This is a genomic window from Heyndrickxia acidicola (assembly GCF_001636425.1).
Lineage (GTDB): Bacteria > Bacillota > Bacilli > Bacillales > Bacillaceae_C > Bacillus_AE > Bacillus_AE acidicola.
In genome coordinates, this window is sequence record NZ_KV440953.1 from 4,093,855 (window position 1) to 4,116,824 (window position 22,970).

Below are 22,970 nucleotides of genomic sequence, written 5' to 3' on the forward strand. Positions count from 1 at the left end.
AGGATACGGCGGGTTGAACAGCTTTCGTTCAACCCGTTTATTAAAAAGGTGGAGAACCCAATGAATAGAAATAAATCTTTTCCATATATACTGCTGGCCCCCGCCATACTTTTGTTTGCTGTCTTTACGGTTTATCCAATCGTATCTTCATTTATACTGAGCTTTCAAAAATCCGTATCCGGCACCTATGTGTTTGCCGGCCTGGACAATTACAAGCGCCTCATTCATGATGAAATTTTCTGGAAAGCACTTGAAAATACATTCATCATCTTTATCATTCAAGTTCCCGTTATGATCATTCTTGCACTCATTCTGGCAAATGTTCTCAATAACCAATTATTGAAGCTGAAAGCGTTCTTTCGGGTGTCATTTTTCTTGCCGGCCGTTACCTCACTTGTAGCCTATTCCATCCTTTTTCTCATCATGCTTCAGGATGACGGTATTATAAACAATCTGCTGGGGATGTTCGGCATACACCAGATTTCCTGGCTGTCGACACCGATTGGGGCGAAAGCCTCTATTATCATTGCTATGACGTGGAGATGGACGGGATACAATATGGTCATTTTTCTCGCAGCCCTTCAAAATCTTTCTGATGAGCTATATGAAGCGGCAGCCCTTGATGGAGCTGGAAAGGTAAAGCAATTCTGGTATATTACCGTACCTCAGCTAAAGCCAGTTATTTTGTTTTCGACTATTCTATCGACCATCGGGACGCTGCAGCTGTTCGATGAACCGTTCAACTTAACAAAAGGCGGTCCGGCTGATGCCACAAAATCACTCGGACTCTATATCTATGAAAATGGATTTAAATTTTTTGATTTTGGATATGCCTCTGCCATTGCCTATGTAGTCGTTATACTCGTGGCAATCCTGACATTCATACAATTTAAAGTTACGGGGGAAGAGTAGGATGAACCCAGTTCAAACCGTTGAAGTAAATAAAACCAATAAGCCCATTCAAACTGTTCATGTAAAAAAACGCAAAAAGTTCAGCCTGAAAAGTGCAGGAATGTATTTACTGCTTGCTGTATTCACCATTATTTCCATCTTTCCATTCTATTGGATGGTGGTCGGCTCTACGAACAAATCGGGTAAGATGTTCACCAGTCCGCCAACCCTTTTGCCGGGCAACCAGCTGATGACCAATCTAACCCATTTAAATGAATCCATCGGCATCTGGCGGGTCCTGTTTAATTCCCTTGTCGTATCCGGTGTTTATCTGGTCTTGTCGTTAATTATTTGTACCTTTGCTGCATATGCTTTTGCGAAGTTCCAATTTAAAGGGCGGAATCTTTTGTTCACAATTATCCTTTTATCCATGATGATTCCAAACCAGGCAACCATCATTCCGCTTTTTAGGCTGATGGCAAACTTCAATCTATTAAATACCTATTTTGCTTTGATTGTTCCGCAGCTTTGCTTTCCATTCGCCATCTTCCTGCTGCGCCAAAACTTCCTGGCATTCCCGACCGAATTGTTGGAATCTGCCAGACTTGATGGAGCTGGAGAATTTCGTATCTTCTTTTCCATTGTCATGCCAGCAATGAAGCCGGCATTGGCAGCAACATCGATCTTCCTGTTCATGTCACAATGGAACAACTTCATGTGGCCGCTTGTTGCAACCACATCCAATGACATGTACACCTTCCCGGTTGCGCTTTCCAGCCTGATGGGATTATCAGTGATCGATTATGGCCAGGTAATGACAGGGGTAACCATTGCCACAATCCCAATCATTATCCTGTTCTTAGCGTTACAAAAGCACTTCATTTCCGGCATGCTCGGCAGTGCCCTTAAATAGGAGGAAACATCATGCTAACAGTGCAAGGAAATCAATTCGTAGTAAACGGCAGGCCTTTTCAAATTCTTTCCGGAGCGATTCATTATTTCCGTGTCGTTCCGGAATACTGGGAGGACCGCCTTCTTAAGCTGAAGCATTGCGGCTTAAATACAGTCGAAACCTATATACCATGGAATCTTCATGAGCCTAAAAAAGGACAATTCCATTTCACTGGGATAGCGGATCTGGAAGCCTTTGTCCGCCTTGCTGAAAGCCTGGGCCTTTATGTTATTTTGAGGCCATCTCCTTATATTTGTGCAGAATGGGAGTTCGGCGGTCTTCCTGCCTGGCTTCTCAAGGAAAAGGACATCGAGCTCCGCTGTTCCCATCCTGCCTTTTTACAGCATATCGAAGAGTATTATGATGAATTGATTCCGCGAATAAAGCCGCTTCTGTCCACAAACGGCGGTCCGGTTCTTGCCGTCCAAATTGAAAATGAGTACGGCGGGTATGGAAATGATAAGACGTATCTTGCCTTTTTAAGGGATGCCTTACAAAAAAGGGGTGTCGATGTTCTCCTTTTCACCTCGGACGGCCCGGATATGCTTGCGGACGGTTCTCTTCCAGATGTTCTGGCAACTGTGAATTTCGGCTCGCGTCCTGATGAGGCTTTTCAAAAGCTGAAAGCCTTTCAGCCTGGGCGCCCGCTGATGTGCATGGAGTTTTGGGACGGCTGGTTTGACCACTGGACGGGGGAGCATCATGTCCGTGACGGAAAGGATGTTGCCGATACACTGGAGCAGATGCTTGAAATGGGGGCATCCGTAAATTTTTATATGTTCCATGGCGGCACCAATTTTGCCTTCTATAACGGAGCCAACCATTATGAAACCTATACGCCGACCATTACCAGCTATGACTATGATTCGCTTTTATCGGAATCAGGGGACATTACCCCTAAATATGAAATGGTAAAAAAGGTATTGGCAAAGTATGCGAAGAGGCAGGAAACGAAAATGCCTGCCACGTCCCCTAAAAAAGCATATGGAACAGTTGAATTAACGGAATCCATCAGCTTATTCGACACGCTTCCTGCTATAGGAAAAACGGTCAGGTCTCCTTATCCACTGACGATGGAGCAGCTCGATCAAAGCTATGGCTTTACCCTTTACAAAACAACGATTGATGGAAAAGGACGCTTTGAAATGGACATCACACCGGTACGTGACCGCGCGTTTATCTATGTTAACAGGCACTATCAAAAAACGGTCAGCCGCAGAGATGAGAACAAGTTTGTCATGCTTGACTTCCCGCAAGAAATCAATTCGCTTGAAATCCTTGTTGAAAATATGGGAAGAGTGAATTACGGAAAAAACCTGAAGGATTCAAAGGGAATGGCCGGAAACCTATGGATTAATAATAAGTATGTTTTCGATTGGGAAATGACGGCCATAGAGCTTGATAGGCTCCCTGTATTGTTTAAGAATCAAAAGGAGAACCGCTATCCCAAATTTTTCAGAGGAATTCTTGAAATACAGGAAGATGCAGCACCAGACACGTTCGTGCAGCTGGATGGATGGACAAAGGGCAATGTGTTTATCAATGGATTCAACTTAGGGAGATATTGGTCTGTCGGTCCTCAGGCGACCCTTTACCTTCCGGGACCTTTATTGAAAAAAGGGAAAAATGAACTGGTGGTTCTTGAGCTTGAAGGAAACCGGACGACTACTATTTCATTGGCTGCAGAGCCCAATCTAGGCTAGGGAGGAGTATGATGGATATGCTTATTTATATAAATGAAGAGAAGCAGCAATTTCATTTAACGAATGGTCAAGTGAGCTATATTTTTCATGTGATGAAAAACGGCCAGCTCGGCCATCTTTATTATGGAAAGGCGTTAAGGCACCGGGAGGATTTTTCTCATTTACAGATCTACGATGTGCCGGCTGCGAACAGCTGCCATATATACGAGGAGGATCCTGCCTTTTCACTCGAAACCATCAGGCAGGAATATCCTGCATACGGGACCTCGGACTTTCGGGAGCCGGCCATCAGTATCCGCGGAAAAAATGGCAGCCGCATTTCCAGCTTCACCTTTGATTCCTACAGAGTTTTAAAGGGAAAACCAAAGCTTGACGGACTTCCTGCCACCTATACGGAAGCGGAGGAAGAGGCAGAAACCCTGCAAATAATCTTAAAGGATGCACACTTGAACGCAGAGCTTTGCTTAAGCTATACAATTTTCAGGGATATCCCGGCCATTACAAGAAATGCTGCCATTACCAATCATGGGACTAAAGCCATCGCTGTCGAAAGATTAATGGCTGCATCCCTTGATTTTCCGGATAAGAACTTTGATTTTTTACATCTGGCGGGCGCTTGGTCGCGGGAAAGATATATAAAGGAAAGGAAACTGGAAGCAGGGATTCAATCGGTTTCCAGTTTAAGAGGCGCAAGCTCCCATCACCACAACCCTTTCATGGCATTAAAAAGGCCGGATGCAACAGAGCATGAAGGGGAAGTGTTTGGATTTAATTTTGTTTATAGCTCAAACTTTCTGGCTCAGGTTGAGGTGGACCATTATGACACCTCCCGGGTGATGATGGGAATCCATCCATTCGGCTTTGAATGGAAGCTTGGGCAGAATGAGCGTTTTCAATCGCCTGAGGCCGTAATGGTTTATTCAGATAAAGGTTTAAACGGCATGAGCCATGCGTTTCACAATTTGTACCGTGACCATTTGATCAGAGGGAAGTGGAAAAAGCAGAACCGCCCCATTTTGATCAACAACTGGGAAGCCACCTATTTTGATTTTAATGAAGAAAAGCTTGTCGAAATCGCCAAGCAGGCGAAAGATCTGGGCATTGAACTGTTTGTCCTTGACGATGGCTGGTTTGGAAAACGAAACGATGATACCACATCACTTGGAGATTGGACAGTGGATTTACATAAGCTGCCGAATGGAATTGAAAGTGTGGCAGAGAAAATAAAGTCGATCGGGTTAAAATTTGGGCTTTGGTTTGAGCCGGAAATGATTTCCCCTATGAGTGAGCTTTTTAAAGAGCATCCGGACTGGGCTGTAGGTGTGCCGGATAGGCATGCTACACTTGGAAGAAATCAGCTCGTCTTGGATTTTTCAAGATCGGAAATTGTCGAGTATATTTATGGGAAAATGGAAGACATTATCAAAAAAACAGGACTGTCGTATATAAAATGGGATATGAACCGGAACATTACGGAGGCCTTTTCGTCACATCTGGCTGCAGATCAGCAGGGGGAATTTTTCCACCGATACATCCTGGGTGTGTATGCTTTGTATGAGCGCTTAACAACCGAGTTTCCTGAGGTGCTGTTTGAATCCTGCGCGGGCGGGGGCGGACGCTTCGATCCGGGATTGCTTTACTATGCCCCTCAGGCATGGACAAGCGATGATACCGATGCGGTTGAGCGTTTAAAAATCCAATACGGAACGTCGCTCGTTTACCCTCTTTACAGCATGGGCTCGCATGTTTCCGCTGTGCCCAATCACCAAACCTTAAGGGTGACCCCGCTCAGGACGAGAGCGAATACAGCTTACTTTGGCACATTTGGCTATGAGCTGAATCCTCTGGAGCTATCGGATGAAGAAAAATCATCGATTAAGGAGCAGGTAGCCTATTATAAAGAACATAGAAAGCTGATCCGCACGGGCGATTTTTACCGCCTGTCCAGTCCGTTCGAAAAAAATGAAACGGCGTGGATGGTGGTCAGCAAGGATCATAAAGAAGCACTGGCAGGCTGGTACAAAGTGCTGGCAGAACCAAGTGTAAAAAAACACCAAACAATGCCTTTAAAGGGGCTTAACCCTTCTGTAGAGTATGAAATTGAAGGAATGGAACGCCGGTTTTACGGAGATGAGCTAATGGCAGTCGGCATCCAGCTTCCTGTTGAATTCAATGGTGTAAACAGGCAGCAGGCGGCCCGCGGCGGAGATTTCCAATCCGAAGTGTTTTATCTTAAGGCTGTTACCGAATAGAATGCTTTTGATCCCGGCCCGCGGAAAGCAAATGCAGCAGGAGAAATCAAAGCGCAGCCAATGGTTCCTGCTAAAGCCCTAATTCGGGATGAAGCGAACCAGCAGGATGATCAGGGCATTATCCATTTTTTTGGATAAAGCCTTAAGGAGAACTGAAACTATAGTTGATTGAAGCGAAAGGCACGAGACTCCAGCGGGATCAGCGAGTTTGTGGAGACCCCGCAGGAGCGCAGAGACGAGGAGGCTCCACAATCGCCCCGCGGAAAGGGAGTGCCTGTAGCACAAATCAACCAGCAGGACGACCAGGGCACTATCAATAACTAAGTTAAAGCTTGAAGTAGAATGAAAACCAAAGTTGATTGAAGCGAAAGGTAAGAGACTCCTACGGGAACACGAGTTTGTGGAGAGTATGCAAGAGCGTGCACGAGGCAGCTCAACAACCGTCTACAGAAAGCAAGTCTGAAGTGGAGATCAACCAGCAGGGTGACCGGAGCACTTCCCCATAACTCATTAGAGCCTGAAGTAAGGACTGAAACCAAAGTTGATTGAAGCAGAAAACACTGCCTTCCCCCTGCCAAAGCAGCATGAACAACCATAAAATAAAAAGATCAGGTGATAAATATGTACTTAGGTGTAGATTACTATCCCGAACACTGGGATCTAGAAATAATGGATCATGATTTAAAAAGAATGAAGGAAATGGGTGTCAACATGGTGCGCATAGGGGAATTTGCCTGGCACCTGATGGAGAAGCAGGAGGGCGAATTTGATTTCTCCTTCTTTGATGCAGCAATCAGAAAAATAAAAGAATACGGCATCCATATCATGTTCGGAACCCCGACCGCTACCTTTCCAGCCTGGCTTGCCAAAAAGTACCCTTCCATTTTCATAGAGGATGAAAATGGACAAAGGCTCAGCTTCGGCGGCAGAAGACAATACTGCTATAATTCGGTTGTGTATAATGAGCTGTCCTTACGAATCGTCGAAAAGCTTGTTGAGCATTACCGTGACGAGGAAGCTATTGTTTCCTGGCAGATTGACAATGAGCTCGGGCACGAAGGCAGCGATTTGTGCCATTGCCCTGATTGCCATAAGGGCTTCCAAGAGTTTCTCGAGGAAAAATACCAATCGATTGACGCACTGAACGAAACTTGGGGAACCATCTTTTGGGGACAAACCTATAATAGCTTTGAGGAAATCCCTGTTCCAAAAACAACCATTACCGTGCATAATCCAGTCTTATTGCTGGACTGGGCTCGTTTCCGTTCCTTGTCCTTAAGCCGATATGCGCTTAAACAGATAGAGCTTGTCAGGAAGTTAAAAGGCTCGCATCAAACGGTGACAACGAATCTGCCAGGCGGCTTTTTTGGAAAATGGTTTGATCACAATGAATTTTCAAGGGATCTCGATTTTGTATCCTATGACAACTACCCTGTTTGGGGCGGCTTAAAGGAACCGGTATCCCCTGCACAACTATCCTTGACACTGGATTTTGTCCGCGGGCTGAAAAGGGAAAACTTCTGGATTGTGGAAGAGCTGATGGGAGCGCAGGGTCATGACATTATCGGGTATCTGCCCCGCCCAAATCAGGCCAAGAACTGGGCTTACCATGCCTTTGCCCATGGCTGCAGCAATATGCTGTTCTTCCGCTGGAGAGGCATGAATAGAGGGGCTGAACAATATTGCCTGGGCATATTGGATGCGAATGACCGGATTACAAGAAAATACAAAGAAGTACAGGAATTTTTCCATCATATTCAAAACTATGAGGAGCTGTTCAATTCTCCGCTAAAGGCGGATGTGGCTCTTTTATATGATTTCGATAATATTTGGTCTTGGAGAATCCAGCGGGAAAATCCGCTGATCCATTTTTCCGAGGAAGCGGTACGGCTGTACGAGCCTTTTTACCGGTTGAATGTCAATATTGATGTGATTCGCCATGATTGGGATTTTTCCGGCTATAAGGTCATCGTTGTGCCAATCTTAAAAGTGACAGACCCAGAGCTTGCCAAAAGGCTGGAAGAGTTTACGGAGCAGGGCGGTGTGGTGATCTTTTCCTATCGTGCAGGAGTGAAAGATAAAAACAATAATCTGCTGCTCGGTGAAATGATTCCGGGTCCGCTTTCCGGCCTGCTTGGTCTGGAGGTGGAGGAAGCGGAATCCCTGCATGAAGGCCAATCTGCCCCGATTATTTCAAAAGAAGGCCATATGGGGAATGCTTCCATTTGGCGGGATTTAATCCGTCCAACCACAGCGGAAGCTCTGTATCGTTATGATGATTCTTTCTACAAAGAGTTTGCAGCCATTACTGTCAATTCCTTTGGAAAAGGCAAAGCCTATTATATTGGAGCAGGTGTTGAACAGGAGATTCTGCACAGGATGGCAGAAGACATTGCCATGTTAGTCCAGTTGGATACCATGAAAACAAGCCCTGGTGTGGAAGCGGTAAAAAGACAGACAAAGAATCAGCAGTATCTTGTGGCAGTAAACCATAATGGATACCCTGAATCCTTTGAAGGACATGAGCTTAAACCGTATGAATCCATTTTCTTTGAGATTGGCAGCGGTCATGTGCTGAAAAAAATATAAATATGCTAGAAGAGGAAGGGAAGAAAGCGATCCTTTCCTCTCCCTTTTTAAAGCTTTCATTTCTTTCATTACAATGAATGGGTATTTGGACGTGAAAACAGCGTTCCGAAAGACCTGTACATTCCCCTTTAGAATACCTCGCTTTTTCTTGAACTAAAAATTAGTAAAATTATTAGTAAAATCATTGACCTTTTTTACTTCCAATAATACAATAATGTTGTAAACGCTTTATTTAACGATTTTTTTCTAAGTCAGTCTTCGTATAGCTTGTCACTATCCATACAATCAATCATATTAAATCTTTGTGGCACTCTGTACGATATGTACATGTTTTTATACAGGCTGTTTTCGCATTGATTGTTGCTTTTCGCAAACGTGTTAAATCCGTAATAAGTGAGGCATCGTGGCATCTTTTCGTCTAATCATTTGTTTTTCAAGACTGATACCTGTGTAACCTAGATTCATTTATACAATTAGCAACAAAGTTTATGAAAAGAGCCTTATACAAAATTAGCAGAAAAGTAATGAAAAACCTTTAACAGAACCTGCGGTAAAAGCGGGTAATGGAACGAATCAGAGACTAAAACAATGATTTTAAAAGAATGTTAAGACTTTTAGGGCATGGTATATACATACCCAACGTCCTGGCAGCCTTTAAACGAATGTAAAGTATTGTTCAGTATAATTGGAGGTATCGCGATGAATATAGAAAAGCTTTCAGCTGCTTTTAAACAGCAATTCAGAGAATCTCCTGACCGAGTCTTTTTCTCGCCGGGACGCATTAATTTGATCGGAGAGCACACGGACTATAACGGCGGGCACGTTTTTCCTTGTGCCATTACCTATGGCACCTATGCGTATGTCCGTCAGCGCGAGGATCAGCTGGTTCGGCTTTACTCACTCAATTTCGAGGATAAAGGAATCATCCAATTTTCTTTAGATGAACTGGAATATGACCGCGCACATGATTGGGCGAATTATCCAAAAGGGATGATTAAGTTTGTTAAAGAGGCGGGATATTCAGTTTCTGGCGGTTTTGACTGCCTGATTTACGGCAACATTCCGAATGGAGCCGGATTATCCTCTTCCGCCTCTATTGAGCTTTTAACAGGAGTGGTGTTAGAAGGCTTATTTGGATTAGAGGTTCCGCGCGTGGAGCTGGTGAAAATCGGCCAGCGGGTTGAAAATGAATTTATTGGCGTAAATAGCGGAATCATGGACCAATTTGCAATCGGAATGGGAAAAAAGGATTTCGGAATTCTTCTGGATTGCAGTACACTTGAATATGAATATGCGCCAATTCACTTGGAAAATCACCATATTCTTATCATGAACACGAATAAACGCCGTGAGCTTGCGGATTCAAAGTATAATGAAAGAAGAGCGGAATGCGAGGAAGCACTTAAGCAGCTGCAAACCAAGCTTTCTATTCAATCCTTAGGCGATTTATCAGAAAAAGAGCTGGAGGAAAATCGGGCGCTCCTTTCAAATAAAACCATTTATAAGCGTGCAAAGCATGCGGTTTCCGAAAATGCCAGGACCATTAAGGCACTGAAAGCATTAAAAGCCGGCGATATTGACGTATTTGGCAAGCTCATGAACCAGTCCCATCAATCCTTGAAGGAAGACTATGAAGTCACAGGGAAGGAATTGGATACACTTGTTGAGGCTGCCTGGAATCAGGCGGGTGTGCTGGGTGCACGCATGACCGGTGCAGGCTTTGGAGGATGCGCCATTGCGATTGTAGAAAATGAAAAAGTTGAGGCTTTTATTGCCAATGTAGGAAAAGCCTATAAAGATGCAGTTGGCTATGAGGCTGATTTTTATGTAGCCAGTATCGGCAATGGAGCACATGAAGTGAAATTGGAGGCGGTATTATGAGTATTTTAGTATTAGGAGGAGCAGGATACATCGGCTCCCATGCAGTATATCAACTGATTGACCAGCAGTATAAAGTGGTTGTGATCGATAATTTACAAACAGGCCACCGGGAAGCCATTCATCCTGATGCAGCGTTTTATCAGGGGGATATTAAAGACAGAGACTTTATGCGAAGCGTTTTCCAAAAAGAAAACATTGAAGCCATCATTCACTTTGCGGCTAATTCCTTAGTAGGCGAGTCGATGATCGAGCCTTTGAAATATTTTGATAACAATGTGTTTGGAACACAGGTTGTATTAGAAATGATGAAGGAATTCGGCGTGAAGCATATTGTCTTCTCTTCTACCGCTGCAACCTACGGAGAGCCTGAGGTGGTGCCAATCACAGAAGAAATGCCGACGATGCCGACGAATACGTACGGCGAAACTAAGCTTGCGATGGAAAAAATGATGAAGTGGTGTGAAAAAGCCTACGGTATTCAATTCGTTTCCCTTCGTTATTTTAATGTAGCGGGAGCAAGAAGCACAGGTGAAATTGGGGAGGACCATGACCCTGAAACGCATTTAATTCCAGTGGTATTGGAAACAGCACTAGGAAAGCGCGAAGCCATAACAATCTTTGGTGAAGACTATGATACAAAAGACGGTACATGTATCCGTGATTACATTCATGTCGAGGATTTAATTGCCGCCCATATTCTTGCTCTTAAGTATCTGCAAGCCGGCGGTTCGAGCAATGTCTTCAATCTTGGCAGCAGCCAGGGATTTTCCGTGAAAGAGATCGTAGAGACAGCAAGAGCGGTAACGGGGAAAGACATTACGGTAAAAATGGGAGAAAGGCGTGCAGGCGACCCGAGCACACTCATTGCTTCTTCTGAAAAAGCAAAATCTGTATTGGGATGGAACCCGGAAAAAACATCCATTCACCGCATTATTGAGGATGCGTGGAACTGGCATCAGAACCATCCAAATGGCTATAACGATAGAGGGTGAAGGATTTTGAGCGTAAACGAAGCCATCCAAGAATTGATCAACCATGCATTGTCAGCTGGATTAATCGAAAAAGAAGACCAGATTTATGCAAGAAATCAAATTTTGGCGCTTTTAGAGCTGGAGGAATTTCCGGAAGCAATTGAAGCGGATTTACAGAATGAGGTTCACGAGCTGCTCGATTTTCTGACTTCCTATGCAGCAGGCAAGGGCCTCATTGAGGATCTTTTTGATGAAAAAGAAATTCTTTCAAGTAAAATCATGAGCTGCTTTGTGGCGCGTCCTTCCGTTATCAATCAAGCTTTTTACCAGAAGTATCAGGACAGTCCGGAAACGGCTACCCGTTACTTTTACCAATTGAGCCAGAACAGCCAGTATATTCAAATGCACAGGATACGCAAAAATATAGAATATAAGGCACCAACAGAATATGGGGATTTAGATATTACTATTAATCTGTCGAAACCGGAAAAGGATCCGAAGGCCATTGCCCGTGAAAAGGCAGCTCCAAAAAAGTCCGGATATCCAAAGTGTTTATTATGCATTGAAAACGAAGGCTATGAGGGAAGGATCGGGCACCCGGCCCGTTCAAGCCACCGGATGATCCGCGTTTATTTACAAGGGCAAAATTGGTATCTTCAATATTCTCCGTATATTTATTACAATGAGCATTGTATTGTACTGTGCGAACAGCATACGGATATGAAAATCAGCCCTGACACTTTTTCGAGGCTGCTCTCTTTTGTCAAACAGTTTCCACACTATTTTCTTGGGTCGAATGCGGATCTTCCGATAGTAGGAGGCTCCATTTTATCGCATGACCATTACCAGGGCGGACACTACGAATTTGCGATGGCGAAAGCAGAGGATGACTGGACTTTTACGATGAAGAACTATCCGGATATCCACTGTTCTGTTGTGAAATGGCCGATGTCTGTGATTCGGCTGCGAAGTAAAAATCCTGATGAGCTGACAGAAGCTTCCGCAGATATTCTGGCAGAGTGGAGAGGCTATTCGGATCCTACGGCAGGGATATTGGCTGAATCTGAAGGAAATCCCCACAATACGATCACACCGATTGCCAGATTTTCAAACGGACATTTTGAAATGGACCTGGTTCTCCGGAACAACCGGACCAGCGAGGAGCATCCGCTTGGTATTTTTCACCCTCATGCGGATGTCCATCATATTAAAAAAGAGAACATCGGGCTGATTGAAGTGATGGGACTGGCGGTCTTGCCTGCACGGCTTAGGGAAGAGCTTGAGGAAGTCCGAAAATTTGTGCTCGATGAAGAAAACGACATCAAGGCCTATCATCAGCCATGGGCTGAATCAATAAAGAAAATCTATGAAAACCAGCTGTCTTCTGAAACCGCTGAAGGCATTATCCGCACGGAAGTAGGAAGAAAGTTTTTAAGAGTCCTTGAGGATGCCGGTGTGTATAAGCGGAATGAAGAAGGGAAGCTTGCGTTTAAACGATTTATCCAGCAGTTTGCATAAGGACTTTAGAATCCGGAATAGGAGAATGCTTATTCCGGATTTTTTAAAGGGTGAGTAAAAAAGCTGTTTTCGCATGGGATTGGAGCTCGTACAAAGGGTTCCACCGTATTTTTGCGGCATTTTTCGTAAACGTTTTACTTCTAACGTCGTGAATGAATGTTTTCGAAAAGTAGCCTTTAACCAATACAGCCTCTGGGCAAATCCAGGTTTCAGCTGCCGGATTTTCATTATGGTTTTATAGCCTGGAATGCTGCTGTATTTCTTTTACATAACAACTATTTAAGGAGAAGGGAGTTAACGAGCCATGAAAGTGGAACAAAGAGAATTTGGGAAAGTCGAAAATAACAGCATAACCGCCTATACCATTACAAACGAGAAGGGCCTGTCCGTTACATGCCTGGATTACGGCTGTATCATTACGGAAATTCTTGCACCAGACCGTTCCGGGAAGGCAGAAAATGTGGTTCTCGGATTTGACAGCATGGAGGATTATCTCGAGTGGTCTCCTTATTTCGGTGCGGTGGTAGGCCGTGTAGCAGGGAGGATTAAAGGGGGAAGCTTTGAGCTGGACGGGAAGGAATATACACTTGATCAAAATGAAAATGGCAACCATTTGCATGGCGGAGAAAAAGGGTTCAGCCATGTTCTGTGGAAAGCGGAGCCTTTTACAAAGGAACAGTCGGCAGGGGTCCGTTTCTCCTTCTTAAGCCCGGATGGAGACGAGGGCTACCCAGGAAATCTTGCAGTCCAAGTCATCTATGAGCTAACCGCTGAAAATGAATTGATTATTTCCTATGAAGGAGAGTCTGATCAGAAAACGATCCTTAACTTGACGAATCACTCCTATTTTAACCTGAGCGGTGAGATAAGGAGAGATTGTAAAAATCATGTGCTGACATTAAATAGCGATCGTTTCCTTGAGCTTGACGGCCAGCTGCTTCCGACAGGCAGGAGCCTGGAAGTGGAAGGCACCCCGTTTGATTTTCGAAAAGGAAGGGAAATAATAGATGGAGTGGGGTCTGAACATCCGCAGAATCTTCTTGCTGGGCATGGGTATGATCATCCATTCCTGTTTGAACAGGGTGAGAGTGGAAATGCTGCCCTTCTTGATCGTGAGAGCGGCCGCGTTCTTGTTGTGGAAACCGACCAGCCGTGTGTTGTGGTGTATACCAGCAACCAGCTTTCCGGTCCGTTTACGATTCGGGGAGCGGAGACCCGTCCGTATTTAGGTGTTTGCCTGGAAACACAGGGCCTGCCGGATGCTATCCATCATCCTGAATTCCCTTCTATCATTCTTGAAAAAAATTCTAAATATCGTACAATTACGAAATATACCTTTGGGGTACAATAGTTGGGAGCAGCAGAAGATGGCCACAATTAAAGATATAGCGGAAAAAGCAGGTGTTTCCATCGCAACCGTTTCACGCGTATTGAATTATGATGCAACGCTGTCTGTGAGCGATGAAACCAAAAAGAAAATCTTTGAAGCAGCAGAGGCGCTTTCGTATAAAAAAAAGGCGGCACGCAAATCCGAAACTGCGCGAATTGCGTTAATTCACTGGTATACAGAGAAGGAGGAGCTGGATGACCTCTACTACATGTCTATCCGGCTGGGAGTGGAAAACCGCTGCAAGCATCATGATATTCAGGTAACAAAGTATTTCCAAAATAACATTGAGGAAATGAAGCAGGAGGATATCCAAGGAATTGTAGCAGTGGGGAAATTCAGCTCAAAACAGGTGGAGGAGCTGCTGGCTATTACCCAAAACATTGTGTTTGTGGATTCTTCTCCGGAGGAAGACCACTTCGACTCGGTGGTGATTGATTTTGAAAAAGCGACGACTAAGGTGCTGAACCGATTCCTGGAAAAGGGGCATACAAGCATTGGCTACATTGGCGGTCGCGAGGTGTTTAAGGATCAAACGGCTGAGATTGAAGACAAACGCGAGCTGACCTTCAAGCAATACATGGCTCAGCACAATTTATTAAATGAAGATTTTATGTATGTCGGAGAATTCTCCGTTCAAAGCGGGCATGATTTAATGGTACGGGCCATCAAGGAGCATGGAAGTCAGCTGCCGACGGCTTTCTTTGCCGCGAATGATTCGATTGCGGTCGGCTGCCTTCGCGCCCTTCTTGAAGCAGGCATTGCAGTGCCGGACCGTGTCAATATCATTGGTGTAAATGATATCAGCATTTCCAAATATGTCTATCCAGCTTTAAGTACGATAAGAGTATACACAGAACTCATGGGTGAAACAGCCGTGGATACGCTGCTTGAAAGGATCGGCGGACGAATCATTGCCAAAAAAGTCTACATCTCCACCAAACTCGTCAACCGAAAAAGCAGCTTCTAAAACGGCATGGGTCAGACCCCTTTAGTCCCCTAAAGGGGTCTGACCCTCAGTGCATTACAGTGGTAATGTGCTAAAGCGTTTTAAATAAGTGTTGATTATTAAGTCGAAATTTTTCATAATAAGTTTAGTATTTCATGATAAAATAGGTGACCAACCAACAAGAGGGGGAGTCTCAAATGAACTGGAAGACTGAATATCAGAAATGGACAAGCTTCACTGAACTAGAAGGATCCTTGAAAACGGAACTCAGCCAGCATGAAGGCAATGAAAAGGAGCTCGAGGACAGATTTTATAAGAGCCTTGAATTCGGGACAGGCGGCATGCGCGGGGAGCTCGGCGTTGGTACTAACCGAATGAATATATATATGGTGCGCAAAGCATCAAAAGGTTTAGCAGACTACATAGTAGAACAGGGAACAGAAGCCATAACCAGAGGTGTAGCCATCGCTTATGATTCCAGGCACCAATCACCGGAATTTGCGCTTGAGGTAGCAAAAACCGTAGGCCAGCATGGCATTCAAGCATATCTGTTTGATACATTGCATCCAACACCGCTTCTATCGTTTGCAGTACGCTACTTGCATGCATTTGCAGGGGTTGTAATCACGGCAAGCCATAACCCTAAGGAATATAATGGCTTTAAAGTGTATGGACCGGACGGAGGCCAGCTTCCTCCGAAAATGGCAGATGAACTAATTGAATATGTGAATGCAGTAGAAAATGAATTAACAATTGAAGCAGCAGATGAAAAGGAGCTTCTTGATAAAGACCTTCTTGTGTACATTGGCGACAAGGTTGATCAAGCATATCAGAAGTCTTTATTGGAGCTTCGCCAAAATGCTGAAATCATCGAATCTGTGGCAGATGACCTGAAAATTGTCTATACACCGCTTCATGGAACTGGAAACATTCCTGTCCGTCAGGGACTTGAAAACTTTGGCTTCCGCAACGTGACCATCGTAAAAGAGCAGGAGCTTCCGGATGCCGATTTCTCTACCGTTCCTTCTCCTAACCCGGAAGAACACGAGGCTTTCTCTCTTGCCATTGGATACGGCGACAAGATCGGTGCGGATATTTTACTGGCAACAGATCCGGATACAGACCGTCTTGGCGTGGCTGTAAAGGATCCGGAAGGAAATTATCAGGTGCTGACAGGAAACCAGACAGGTGCCCTGATGCTTCATTATTTATTGAAGCAAAAAAAGGAGCAGAACAAGCTTCCTGAAAATGGCATTGTTATTAAAACCATCGTTACCTCTGAGCTTGGACGTGAAATTGCCAAGTCCTTTGACTTGCCGACCCTTGATACATTAACCGGATTTAAATTTATCGGTGAAAAAATCAAGGAATATGAAACAAGCGGCGAGCACACGTTCCTTTTCGGATATGAAGAAAGCTACGGCTACCTGATCGGAGACTTTGTCCGTGACAAGGATGCGGTTCAGTCTGCTGTTTTTGCAGCAGAAGTAGCAGCTTACTATAAATCAAAAGGCAAAACCCTGTATGAAGGCTTGCTTGAAATCTTTGACCAATACGGCTACTTTAAAGAATCTCTTCGTTCTTTAACGCTAAAAGGCAAAGAGGGAGCGGAAAAAATCGCGTCGATTTTGACTCAATTCCGCCAAAACCCGCTTCAGCAGGTAGCTGGATTAAAGGTTGCTTTTGTAGAGGATTATAAAACAAGTATCAGAACCAATGCCCAAACAGGCGAAACGACTCCTATCGATCTGCCTGCCTCCAACGTCCTGAAGTATTTCCTTGAGGATGGTTCATGGTTCTGCGTACGTCCATCTGGCACGGAGCCAAAAGCGAAATTCTATTTTGGTGTAAATGCCGATTCCCTAGAAGCCAGCAAGGAGCTGGTTGCGAAGCTGGAAGAGGATGTCATGAATGCAGTAGAATCTATGCTGTAAGAGGTAAATTTTTAAAAAGGAAGCCCCCAATTCGATGTGAAGTGGGGGTTTTTTCGTGTGTTTGTGAATGGGCAAGGGGAGGCGGCCGCGGAAATGGCGGGATGCAGAAGTTCTACAAGGCGTATTGTTGCAAAGAATGGGAGGAATGCTGCAATGAATGGAAAGAATGTTGCGATAAACCGGAAAAATGTTGCAAAGAATGAGGAGAATGTTGCAGAAAACAAAGCAAATGTTGCAAACTACGGATGTGCCCAGCATCCTGCCACGTGAGCGAATGGCTGGAAACACTACTGCGGGAAAGCATCCACTTTTACCAGAAATGCATGAATTATCGAAAGAAATACCACAACTTTATAAAAAAATGCCGGTAACATCTCCATAAATACTATGAATGTACGGATAAATGCCAAACGGGTTAAAACTGCTCATATAAAAACACTGCTCATATAAAAACACATAAAAAAATGCCTGCAACAGCTCACAGGCATTCGTCCACGGGCGTTCAGCCCATCCCAAGCAAATCTCACCAGGTACGTCAGCTCACATAAAGAAACTCTTCTACAAACCTGCACACCTCTTCCTGCTGGAAGGCTTTCTTCTTCCATGCCAGCTCGGCTGTTTCAAGGTAAGGCAGCAGGCTGTCATCAGTACGGGCTTCCTTCAAGGTTAAATCTCCGCAAACCATTTTAATCGCCGCATTCTTGATGTTCTCGTCTTCAGATTGAAACAATAGGTACGCAAGACAACTGATTCTATCCATAGGACTTCTCCTTTCAAGATACGAGCATTTTCTTAACATGTTCGCTGTCCAATCCAAAATTCCTTTAAATAAATCAAATTTTTCGAAAATATTGTCTGAAGAGGGCACTCGGGAATGGGGCATTATCCCCCAATGAACATTTACAAATAAATTTACCCTGAGCTTACAGCAAGAAACATTGACCAAGCCTCATTGTTAAAAATTAATGAAGAACCTAAAGATTCCATAAAGAAATGTAAAGGTTCTGTATATTCTCTTAAACTTCCATTTTTCCATTGGTATAATAAGGCAACAGTTTTTCGTAAACTTTGTTGCTGTTAGTATAAATGAATCTAGGCAGCGCAGGGTTCAGGATTGAAAATAAAATGACTGAAGACGGAAAGATACCGTAAAAATGGACAAAGTTTGCATTCATCCAATGTACAAAATGCAACAATCTGGGCAAACATACCCTTTACCTAAAATATCAGCGAAAAATACTCTAGCTTATGCATGGGCATGAGCTTTCATATCTGCCTTACTGGAGGTGCATTGCCACTTGATTGAAATGCTAAAGCAGCAAAAGCCAGAGCGAGATTATGAGGAATTATCGAGGGAGCATCTTCACTTTAAAAATGAAACCTACATGATGCTGCGGGAATTCGAGCGGCTTTTTCTTGAAATAGAGGATAACGAAGCAAAAATAGAAGAATTGGAGAATCGAATCTTTCTGCTTGAGGAGCAGGCAGAGGCTCTGAGGAAAAAAGAGGCGGACCTCGCCAGACAGCTGAACAACCTTAAAAATTCGAAGCTGGGAAGGCTGGCCAAGAAATATTGGGCCTTTAGAAAGAAATGGTTTAGGAGGATGCATAAAAGATGAATGACCTACTAAGAAGCATTAAATATAAACTCGTAAACTTTCAAAAGCAGATCTTTCATGATCTGAAGCCTTTCCTTGTCCAAAATTCGGATTTTATCGATAAGGACTATTGGTTTGCTCCATCAGAGAATGTCTATATCTATGAAAGGGATGGCGGCCTTTATTTTAATGTGGATTATCCGGGGGATTATTTCGTCTCCTATATGGATACAAGCTATCACGCCGATACAATCCCATCCAATCAATTCAGCATTCTCCCGGATGAAACCTTTGAAGTGAACGTTAAGGGTGTGCTGATTGGAGATGTCGAGGCTCAGCTTGTCATTACCGAATTCTCCCAAACTAAGAGAATGAAGACGAGTTTATTCGATGTGAATCAGCAAGTGCTTTTTACACCGGAGGAGGAAACACGCAAGATCCGAATTGCCTTAAGGCTTTCAAATGTCGGTGTGTTTCACCTGGAGGAAATGACTTTTGCCATTAAGGAAAAAAATACCCCGTTTCTTTACCTTCCTAATGCAGCAAAACAGAAGGATTCCATCACCAGGCTGGACCAAATGAAGGTGGCCTGCATTTTTGATGAATTCAGTATGACGTGCTTTGGAAAACAGGTACAGCTGATTACGTTTACGCCTGAGAATTGGGGAGAGATCCTTTCGAAAAACAAGCCGGATGTGCTGATGGTGGAATCTGCCTGGAGGGGAAACTTCGGAGCATGGGAATACAAAATCGCCCATTACAATAACCAAGACAAGACGCCTTTGTTTGAACTGCTGAAATGGTGCAAACGTAATGGTGTCCCCACGATTTTTTGGAATAAGGAAGACCCGATTCACTTTGAAAAGTTTATTGATACAGCCAAACGCTTTGATTTTATCTATACAACGGATGAAAATATGATTCCGAGATACAAGGAAACAGCGGGGCATACCCATGTATATGCCATGCCGTTTTCCGCAGAACCCTCCCTGCATAATCCGATCAAGCTAAAGGATGAGAGGATCCCGAAAATCTGTTTCGCAGGCTCTTATTACGGCAACCGCCATGCAGAGCGCAGACAGGACATGGAGGATATGCTGGACATTGCAGCAGAATTCGGCCTGGATATTTTTGACCGGAATTATGAAAAAAATAAACTTCAAAAAACCCCCTTCAGCTTTCCGGACCGCTTCCAGGACTGCATCAGGGGAAGCCTTCGGTACGATCAAATTGAAGAGGCCTATAAAGGCTATAAGGTGATGCTGAATGTGAACAGCGTAAAAGAGTCGCCTACCATGTTTTCTAGAAGGGTGTTTGAAGGACTGGCATGCGGAACCCCGATATTAAGCAGCTACTCATATGGGGTGAAGAAATTTTTCCCGGGGATCGTCCTCATCTCAGAGGATAATCAAACCCTTCGAAAGAACCTGAAGCGCCTAATGGAAGAGGAGGACTTTTACCGTTCCACGGCCTTGGAAGGAATCAGGGAGGTCTTCCTTCATCACACATACAGGCACCGGTTAATGAAGCTGTTTTCGAACGCAGGCTTCCACAGCCTTCAGGAAAAGAATCAGGACATCGCGGTGGTTTCAGTGATCCGTTCCCGTGCAGAGTTTCACGAGGTTTTGGAATCCTTTGAAAAACAAGCCTGGAGCCACAAACAGCTGTATCTCTTTTTAGATTTATTTGACGGATATATCGAGATCTTAAATCAATATAACAATGAGACGGTTCATTCTTACGTTTTAAGCTATATGGATCACTATCAGCGGCTGGAAGAAGTGGTTTCAAGCCCTTACGTGACCTATATGGATCCTGGCCATTTCTACGGGGAGCATTATCTCACGGATCTTGGCATTGCTATTGAATACAGCGGTGCAGACATCATTGGGAAAGCCAATCACTTTGAAGCGGATGAGGACGGCACCCTCGTGGAGCGGAACACAGGGAAAGAGTATGAGTTTGTCGATCAGGTTGCTCCCGAAACAGCAGTCATCCGCCAAGAGCTTTTAAAGGGAGAAAATATGGCTGCCTTATTGCAGAAGCTGGAGGCAGGACTGGCGTTAGATGGTTTGTTTAAAAAAGGAGCCAGGCTGTTTAGCAGTGATAAGTATAATTTTGTGCGAACTGGAAAAAAAGGATCCATCGATCTGAACGAACAAGTCAATCTATAGGGTGAGAACAGATGAGAAAACTTCGGATACTGGTATATGGAGACATAGATTTAAATATTATGGACGGTTCAGCTGTTTGGCTGACATCCCTAGCGAACGTATTAAATCAGGATGAAAACATACGGGCGGATGTCCTGTTAAAGGCACCGATTCGGAAAAACCATCTCATAAAGGATATAGAGGGACTTGAACAAATCAATGTCATCGACACGTTCAGTTATTTTAAAAGGGAAAGGTTCCAGGACTGGAATCGGATGACCGTTCAGGAAGCAGCAGGAATTATGGAGAAGCTGGATGAAGAAAATCACTATCATTGCATTCTTGTCAGGGGATTAAACCTTGTCAAGCAGCTCTTAAACAGCACACTGGCATCGCGGACCATTCCGTATATTACGGATTTCACGCATGACAAACAGAACATCAAGCAGGATGAGAGAGAGATTTTAAAGGAGATTTACGAGGCATTCCCCCATATGTTTGTGCAGACAAAAGAAATGGGAGAAACCCTTGGGGAGATTATTGGTGTTTCCGGTGAAAAGTTTCAGCTGCTTTCACCGATGATTCCGGATTATGAGGAAATGCCGAGCTTTAAGAATCAAGGCTTTGCTCTTTGCTACACAGGCAAATTTGCAAAAGCTTGGTATACAGAAGAAATGCTCGATGCTTTTGAAAAAGTCAACACAAGTGACCCCTCCATCCTTCTTCATCTGGCAGGCGATAAATTTCAGGGAGAGTTATCAAAAAGGAAGAAAGAATGTATTGCACTCTTCAGTGAATCTCCTCAAATCCAATGGGCAGGAGCGGTTTCCAGGAAGGAATCCAACCAGCTGATCAAAGAATCGGATGTTGGTATTGCCTGGAGAAGTGAGCAAATTGATAATGATTCGAGCGTCGAGCTTTCCACTAAGCTTCTTGAATATGGCAGGGAAGGGAAGCCCATTCTTTTGAGAAGGACGAAGATCCATGAGCAGCTTTTGGGAAAGAATTATCCTTTATTTGTAGAGAATGAGCAGGAGTTTGTAGAGAAAACTCTTGAGATTTTTTCAGACCGAAAGCTCTACCGTTCCGTTGCCAAAACGGTGCATGAAGCCTGCAGGCCATTTACGTTTAAGGAAGTCTATAAAGCGATTAAGCCGCTTCTTTGGAGCTTTCATCAGGAAAAAATAAAAATTGTATTCGCAGGGCATGATTTGAAGTTCATTCATATGGCACTGGAATATTTTCAGAAGCATCCCAAGTATGAAGTCCGGATCGACAAATGGCAGGGCCACGATAAGCATGATGAAGCCTTCAGCAAGGAATGCTCCGAATGGGCAGATGTGGTGTTTTGTGAATGGGGACTGGGAAATGCCGTCTTTTATTCCCGCCATAAGAAAAAAGGACAAAGAGTCATTGTCCGGATGCATTTGCAGGAGAGGGAGACGGTTTTCCCTGCGCAGTACCAGTTAAAGAATATCGACCGCATCATTGCGATTTCCCCTTATATTTATGAGGAATTTCACAGAACCTGCAGCATTCCGCGGGAAAAGATGGTCATGATTTACAATATGATTGATACACAGAAATTTAATCAGCCGAAGCTGGATGAGGAACAAGTAAAATTCAATCTGGGGATCTGCGGCATTCTTCCTTCCAGAAAGCGGCTGGACAGGGCATTGAATATTTTGGAGGCCCTCTGGCAAAAGGATCCGCGGTATACGCTGTATATTAAAAGCCGTATGCCCCAGGAGCTGCCATGGCTCAGAAGGCGAAAAGAAGAAAATGATTACTATGAAGCGGTGTTTGAAAGGATTAATCAGGCCCCATGGAAAAACAATGTGGTTTTTGACGAGCACGGCAGCGACATGGAGGAGTGGTTCAGGAAAATAGGCTATTGTTTATCCACCAGTGATTTTGAAAGCTTTCACCTGGCGCCTATGGAAGGCATGTCCTCCGGCAGTTTCCCGGTCGTGCTGCATTGGAAGGGTTCGGAAACCATTTATCCAAAAGAGTTTCTTTTTAACGAGGAAGAACAGGCAGCCATATTCATTGAAAAACAGACAGACATGTCTTTACAGAAGGATGACCTGATGGGGTATCCGCGGGCAAGCTTTGACCGCCACCTGATTACAGAAAAGCTGGAGGAATGCATTTTATCCTTGTTGTAAGGCGGATGCAGATGTTCAGTATGA

Annotated in this window: 16 protein-coding genes; 15 read left to right on the top strand and 1 reads right to left on the bottom strand. The window is 44.2% G+C overall.

What is annotated here, in order from left to right:
- The first annotated feature begins 60 nt into the window (after nucleotides 1-60).
- The 12 genes from A5N88_RS19065 (at nucleotide 61) to A5N88_RS19120 (ending at nucleotide 17,297) form a co-directional block, all read left to right on the top strand.
- Nucleotides 61-912, top strand: coding sequence for a carbohydrate ABC transporter permease (locus A5N88_RS19065; RefSeq protein ID WP_066268918.1), 852 nt, complete (start codon nucleotides 61-63; stop codon nucleotides 910-912).
- 100 nt (nucleotides 913-1,012) lie between these two features.
- Nucleotides 1,013-1,804 carry a carbohydrate ABC transporter permease gene (locus A5N88_RS19070; protein WP_412733825.1) on the top strand — a complete coding sequence of 264 codons (792 nt, stop codon included), beginning with the start codon at nucleotides 1,013-1,015 and terminating at the stop codon, nucleotides 1,802-1,804.
- Nucleotides 1,805-1,815: 11 nt separating this feature from the next.
- Nucleotides 1,816-3,546: a glycoside hydrolase family 35 protein gene (locus A5N88_RS19075; protein ID WP_066268921.1), complete on the top strand. Its 1,731-nt coding sequence runs from the start codon at nucleotides 1,816-1,818 to the stop codon at nucleotides 3,544-3,546.
- Between the two features lie 17 nt (nucleotides 3,547-3,563).
- On the top strand, nucleotides 3,564-5,798 hold the full coding sequence (locus tag A5N88_RS19080) for an alpha-galactosidase (protein ID WP_066270694.1): 2,235 nt from the start codon (nucleotides 3,564-3,566) through the stop codon (nucleotides 5,796-5,798).
- Between the two features lie 621 nt (nucleotides 5,799-6,419).
- The gene (locus tag A5N88_RS19085) at nucleotides 6,420-8,387 is read left to right on the top strand and encodes a beta-galactosidase (RefSeq protein ID WP_066268924.1); all 1,968 of its coding nucleotides are present in this window, start codon (nucleotides 6,420-6,422) and stop codon (nucleotides 8,385-8,387) included.
- Between the two features lie 699 nt (nucleotides 8,388-9,086).
- Complete coding sequence (locus A5N88_RS19090; protein WP_066268932.1) at nucleotides 9,087-10,268, top strand: galactokinase; 1,182 nt, start codon at nucleotides 9,087-9,089, stop codon at nucleotides 10,266-10,268.
- Nucleotides 10,265-11,260, top strand: coding sequence for a UDP-glucose 4-epimerase GalE (gene galE, locus A5N88_RS19095; protein ID WP_066268935.1), 996 nt, complete (start codon nucleotides 10,265-10,267; stop codon nucleotides 11,258-11,260). Before A5N88_RS19090 ends, galE begins: the two co-directional genes overlap by 4 nt.
- A 6-nt stretch (nucleotides 11,261-11,266) precedes the next feature.
- Nucleotides 11,267-12,757 carry a UDP-glucose--hexose-1-phosphate uridylyltransferase gene (gene galT / locus A5N88_RS19100; RefSeq protein ID WP_066268939.1) on the top strand — a complete coding sequence of 497 codons (1,491 nt, stop codon included), beginning with the start codon at nucleotides 11,267-11,269 and terminating at the stop codon, nucleotides 12,755-12,757.
- Nucleotides 12,758-13,061: 304 nt separating this feature from the next.
- Nucleotides 13,062-14,108 carry an aldose epimerase family protein gene (locus A5N88_RS19105; RefSeq protein WP_066268940.1) on the top strand — a complete coding sequence of 349 codons (1,047 nt, stop codon included), beginning with the start codon at nucleotides 13,062-13,064 and terminating at the stop codon, nucleotides 14,106-14,108.
- A 16-nt stretch (nucleotides 14,109-14,124) separates the two neighbouring features.
- A complete protein-coding gene (locus A5N88_RS19110; RefSeq protein ID WP_066268942.1) occupies nucleotides 14,125-15,114 on the top strand; it encodes a LacI family DNA-binding transcriptional regulator in 990 nt (329 codons plus the stop codon).
- A 176-nt stretch (nucleotides 15,115-15,290) separates the two neighbouring features.
- Complete coding sequence (locus A5N88_RS19115; protein WP_066268944.1) at nucleotides 15,291-17,027, top strand: phospho-sugar mutase; 1,737 nt, start codon at nucleotides 15,291-15,293, stop codon at nucleotides 17,025-17,027.
- A 57-nt stretch (nucleotides 17,028-17,084) separates the two neighbouring features.
- Nucleotides 17,085-17,297: a hypothetical protein gene (locus A5N88_RS19120; RefSeq protein WP_066268946.1), complete on the top strand. Its 213-nt coding sequence runs from the start codon at nucleotides 17,085-17,087 to the stop codon at nucleotides 17,295-17,297.
- Between the two features lie 265 nt (nucleotides 17,298-17,562).
- On the opposite strand, the gene A5N88_RS19125 is transcribed toward A5N88_RS19120, so the two are convergent.
- Nucleotides 17,563-17,787: a hypothetical protein gene (locus tag A5N88_RS19125; protein ID WP_066270696.1), complete on the bottom strand. Its 225-nt coding sequence runs from the start codon at nucleotides 17,785-17,787 to the stop codon at nucleotides 17,563-17,565.
- A 538-nt stretch (nucleotides 17,788-18,325) separates the two neighbouring features.
- Between A5N88_RS19125 and A5N88_RS19130 the strand changes: the two genes are divergently transcribed.
- From A5N88_RS19130 to A5N88_RS19140, 3 genes are read left to right on the top strand one after another with little or no spacing between them, the layout of a single operon-like run.
- Nucleotides 18,326-18,646, top strand: a complete 321-nt coding sequence (locus A5N88_RS19130) for a hypothetical protein (protein ID WP_066268949.1) — start codon at nucleotides 18,326-18,328, stop codon at nucleotides 18,644-18,646.
- Nucleotides 18,643-20,799 carry a CgeB family protein gene (locus A5N88_RS19135; RefSeq protein ID WP_066268951.1) on the top strand — a complete coding sequence of 719 codons (2,157 nt, stop codon included), beginning with the start codon at nucleotides 18,643-18,645 and terminating at the stop codon, nucleotides 20,797-20,799. The genes A5N88_RS19130 and A5N88_RS19135 overlap by 4 nt, the downstream gene beginning before the upstream one ends.
- Nucleotides 20,800-20,810: 11 nt before the next feature.
- On the top strand, nucleotides 20,811-22,946 hold the full coding sequence (locus A5N88_RS19140) for a glycosyltransferase (RefSeq protein ID WP_083953223.1): 2,136 nt from the start codon (nucleotides 20,811-20,813) through the stop codon (nucleotides 22,944-22,946).
- The last annotated feature ends 24 nt before the right edge of the window (nucleotides 22,947-22,970 follow it).

Excerpts from the sequence above, each read along its gene's own strand:
- A5N88_RS19135 (WP_066268951.1), top strand. The coding sequence starts at position 18,643 with ATGAATGACCTACTAAGAAGCATTAAATATAAACTCGTAAACTTTCAA.
- A5N88_RS19070 (WP_412733825.1), top strand. The coding sequence starts at position 1,013 with ATGTATTTACTGCTTGCTGTATTCACCATTATTTCCATCTTTCCATTC.
- A5N88_RS19065 (WP_066268918.1), top strand. The coding sequence starts at position 61 with ATGAATAGAAATAAATCTTTTCCATATATACTGCTGGCCCCCGCCATA.
- A5N88_RS19090 (WP_066268932.1), top strand. The coding sequence starts at position 9,087 with ATGAATATAGAAAAGCTTTCAGCTGCTTTTAAACAGCAATTCAGAGAA.
- A5N88_RS19110 (WP_066268942.1), top strand. The coding sequence starts at position 14,125 with ATGGCCACAATTAAAGATATAGCGGAAAAAGCAGGTGTTTCCATCGCA.
- A5N88_RS19125 (WP_066270696.1), bottom strand. The coding sequence starts at position 17,787 with ATGGATAGAATCAGTTGTCTTGCGTACCTATTGTTTCAATCTGAAGAC.
- galE (WP_066268935.1), top strand. The coding sequence starts at position 10,265 with ATGAGTATTTTAGTATTAGGAGGAGCAGGATACATCGGCTCCCATGCA.
- A5N88_RS19085 (WP_066268924.1), top strand. The coding sequence starts at position 6,420 with ATGTACTTAGGTGTAGATTACTATCCCGAACACTGGGATCTAGAAATA.
- A5N88_RS19075 (WP_066268921.1), top strand. The coding sequence starts at position 1,816 with ATGCTAACAGTGCAAGGAAATCAATTCGTAGTAAACGGCAGGCCTTTT.
- A5N88_RS19140 (WP_083953223.1), top strand. The coding sequence starts at position 20,811 with ATGAGAAAACTTCGGATACTGGTATATGGAGACATAGATTTAAATATT.
- A5N88_RS19080 (WP_066270694.1), top strand. The coding sequence starts at position 3,564 with ATGCTTATTTATATAAATGAAGAGAAGCAGCAATTTCATTTAACGAAT.
- A5N88_RS19105 (WP_066268940.1), top strand. The coding sequence starts at position 13,062 with ATGAAAGTGGAACAAAGAGAATTTGGGAAAGTCGAAAATAACAGCATA.
- A5N88_RS19115 (WP_066268944.1), top strand. The coding sequence starts at position 15,291 with ATGAACTGGAAGACTGAATATCAGAAATGGACAAGCTTCACTGAACTA.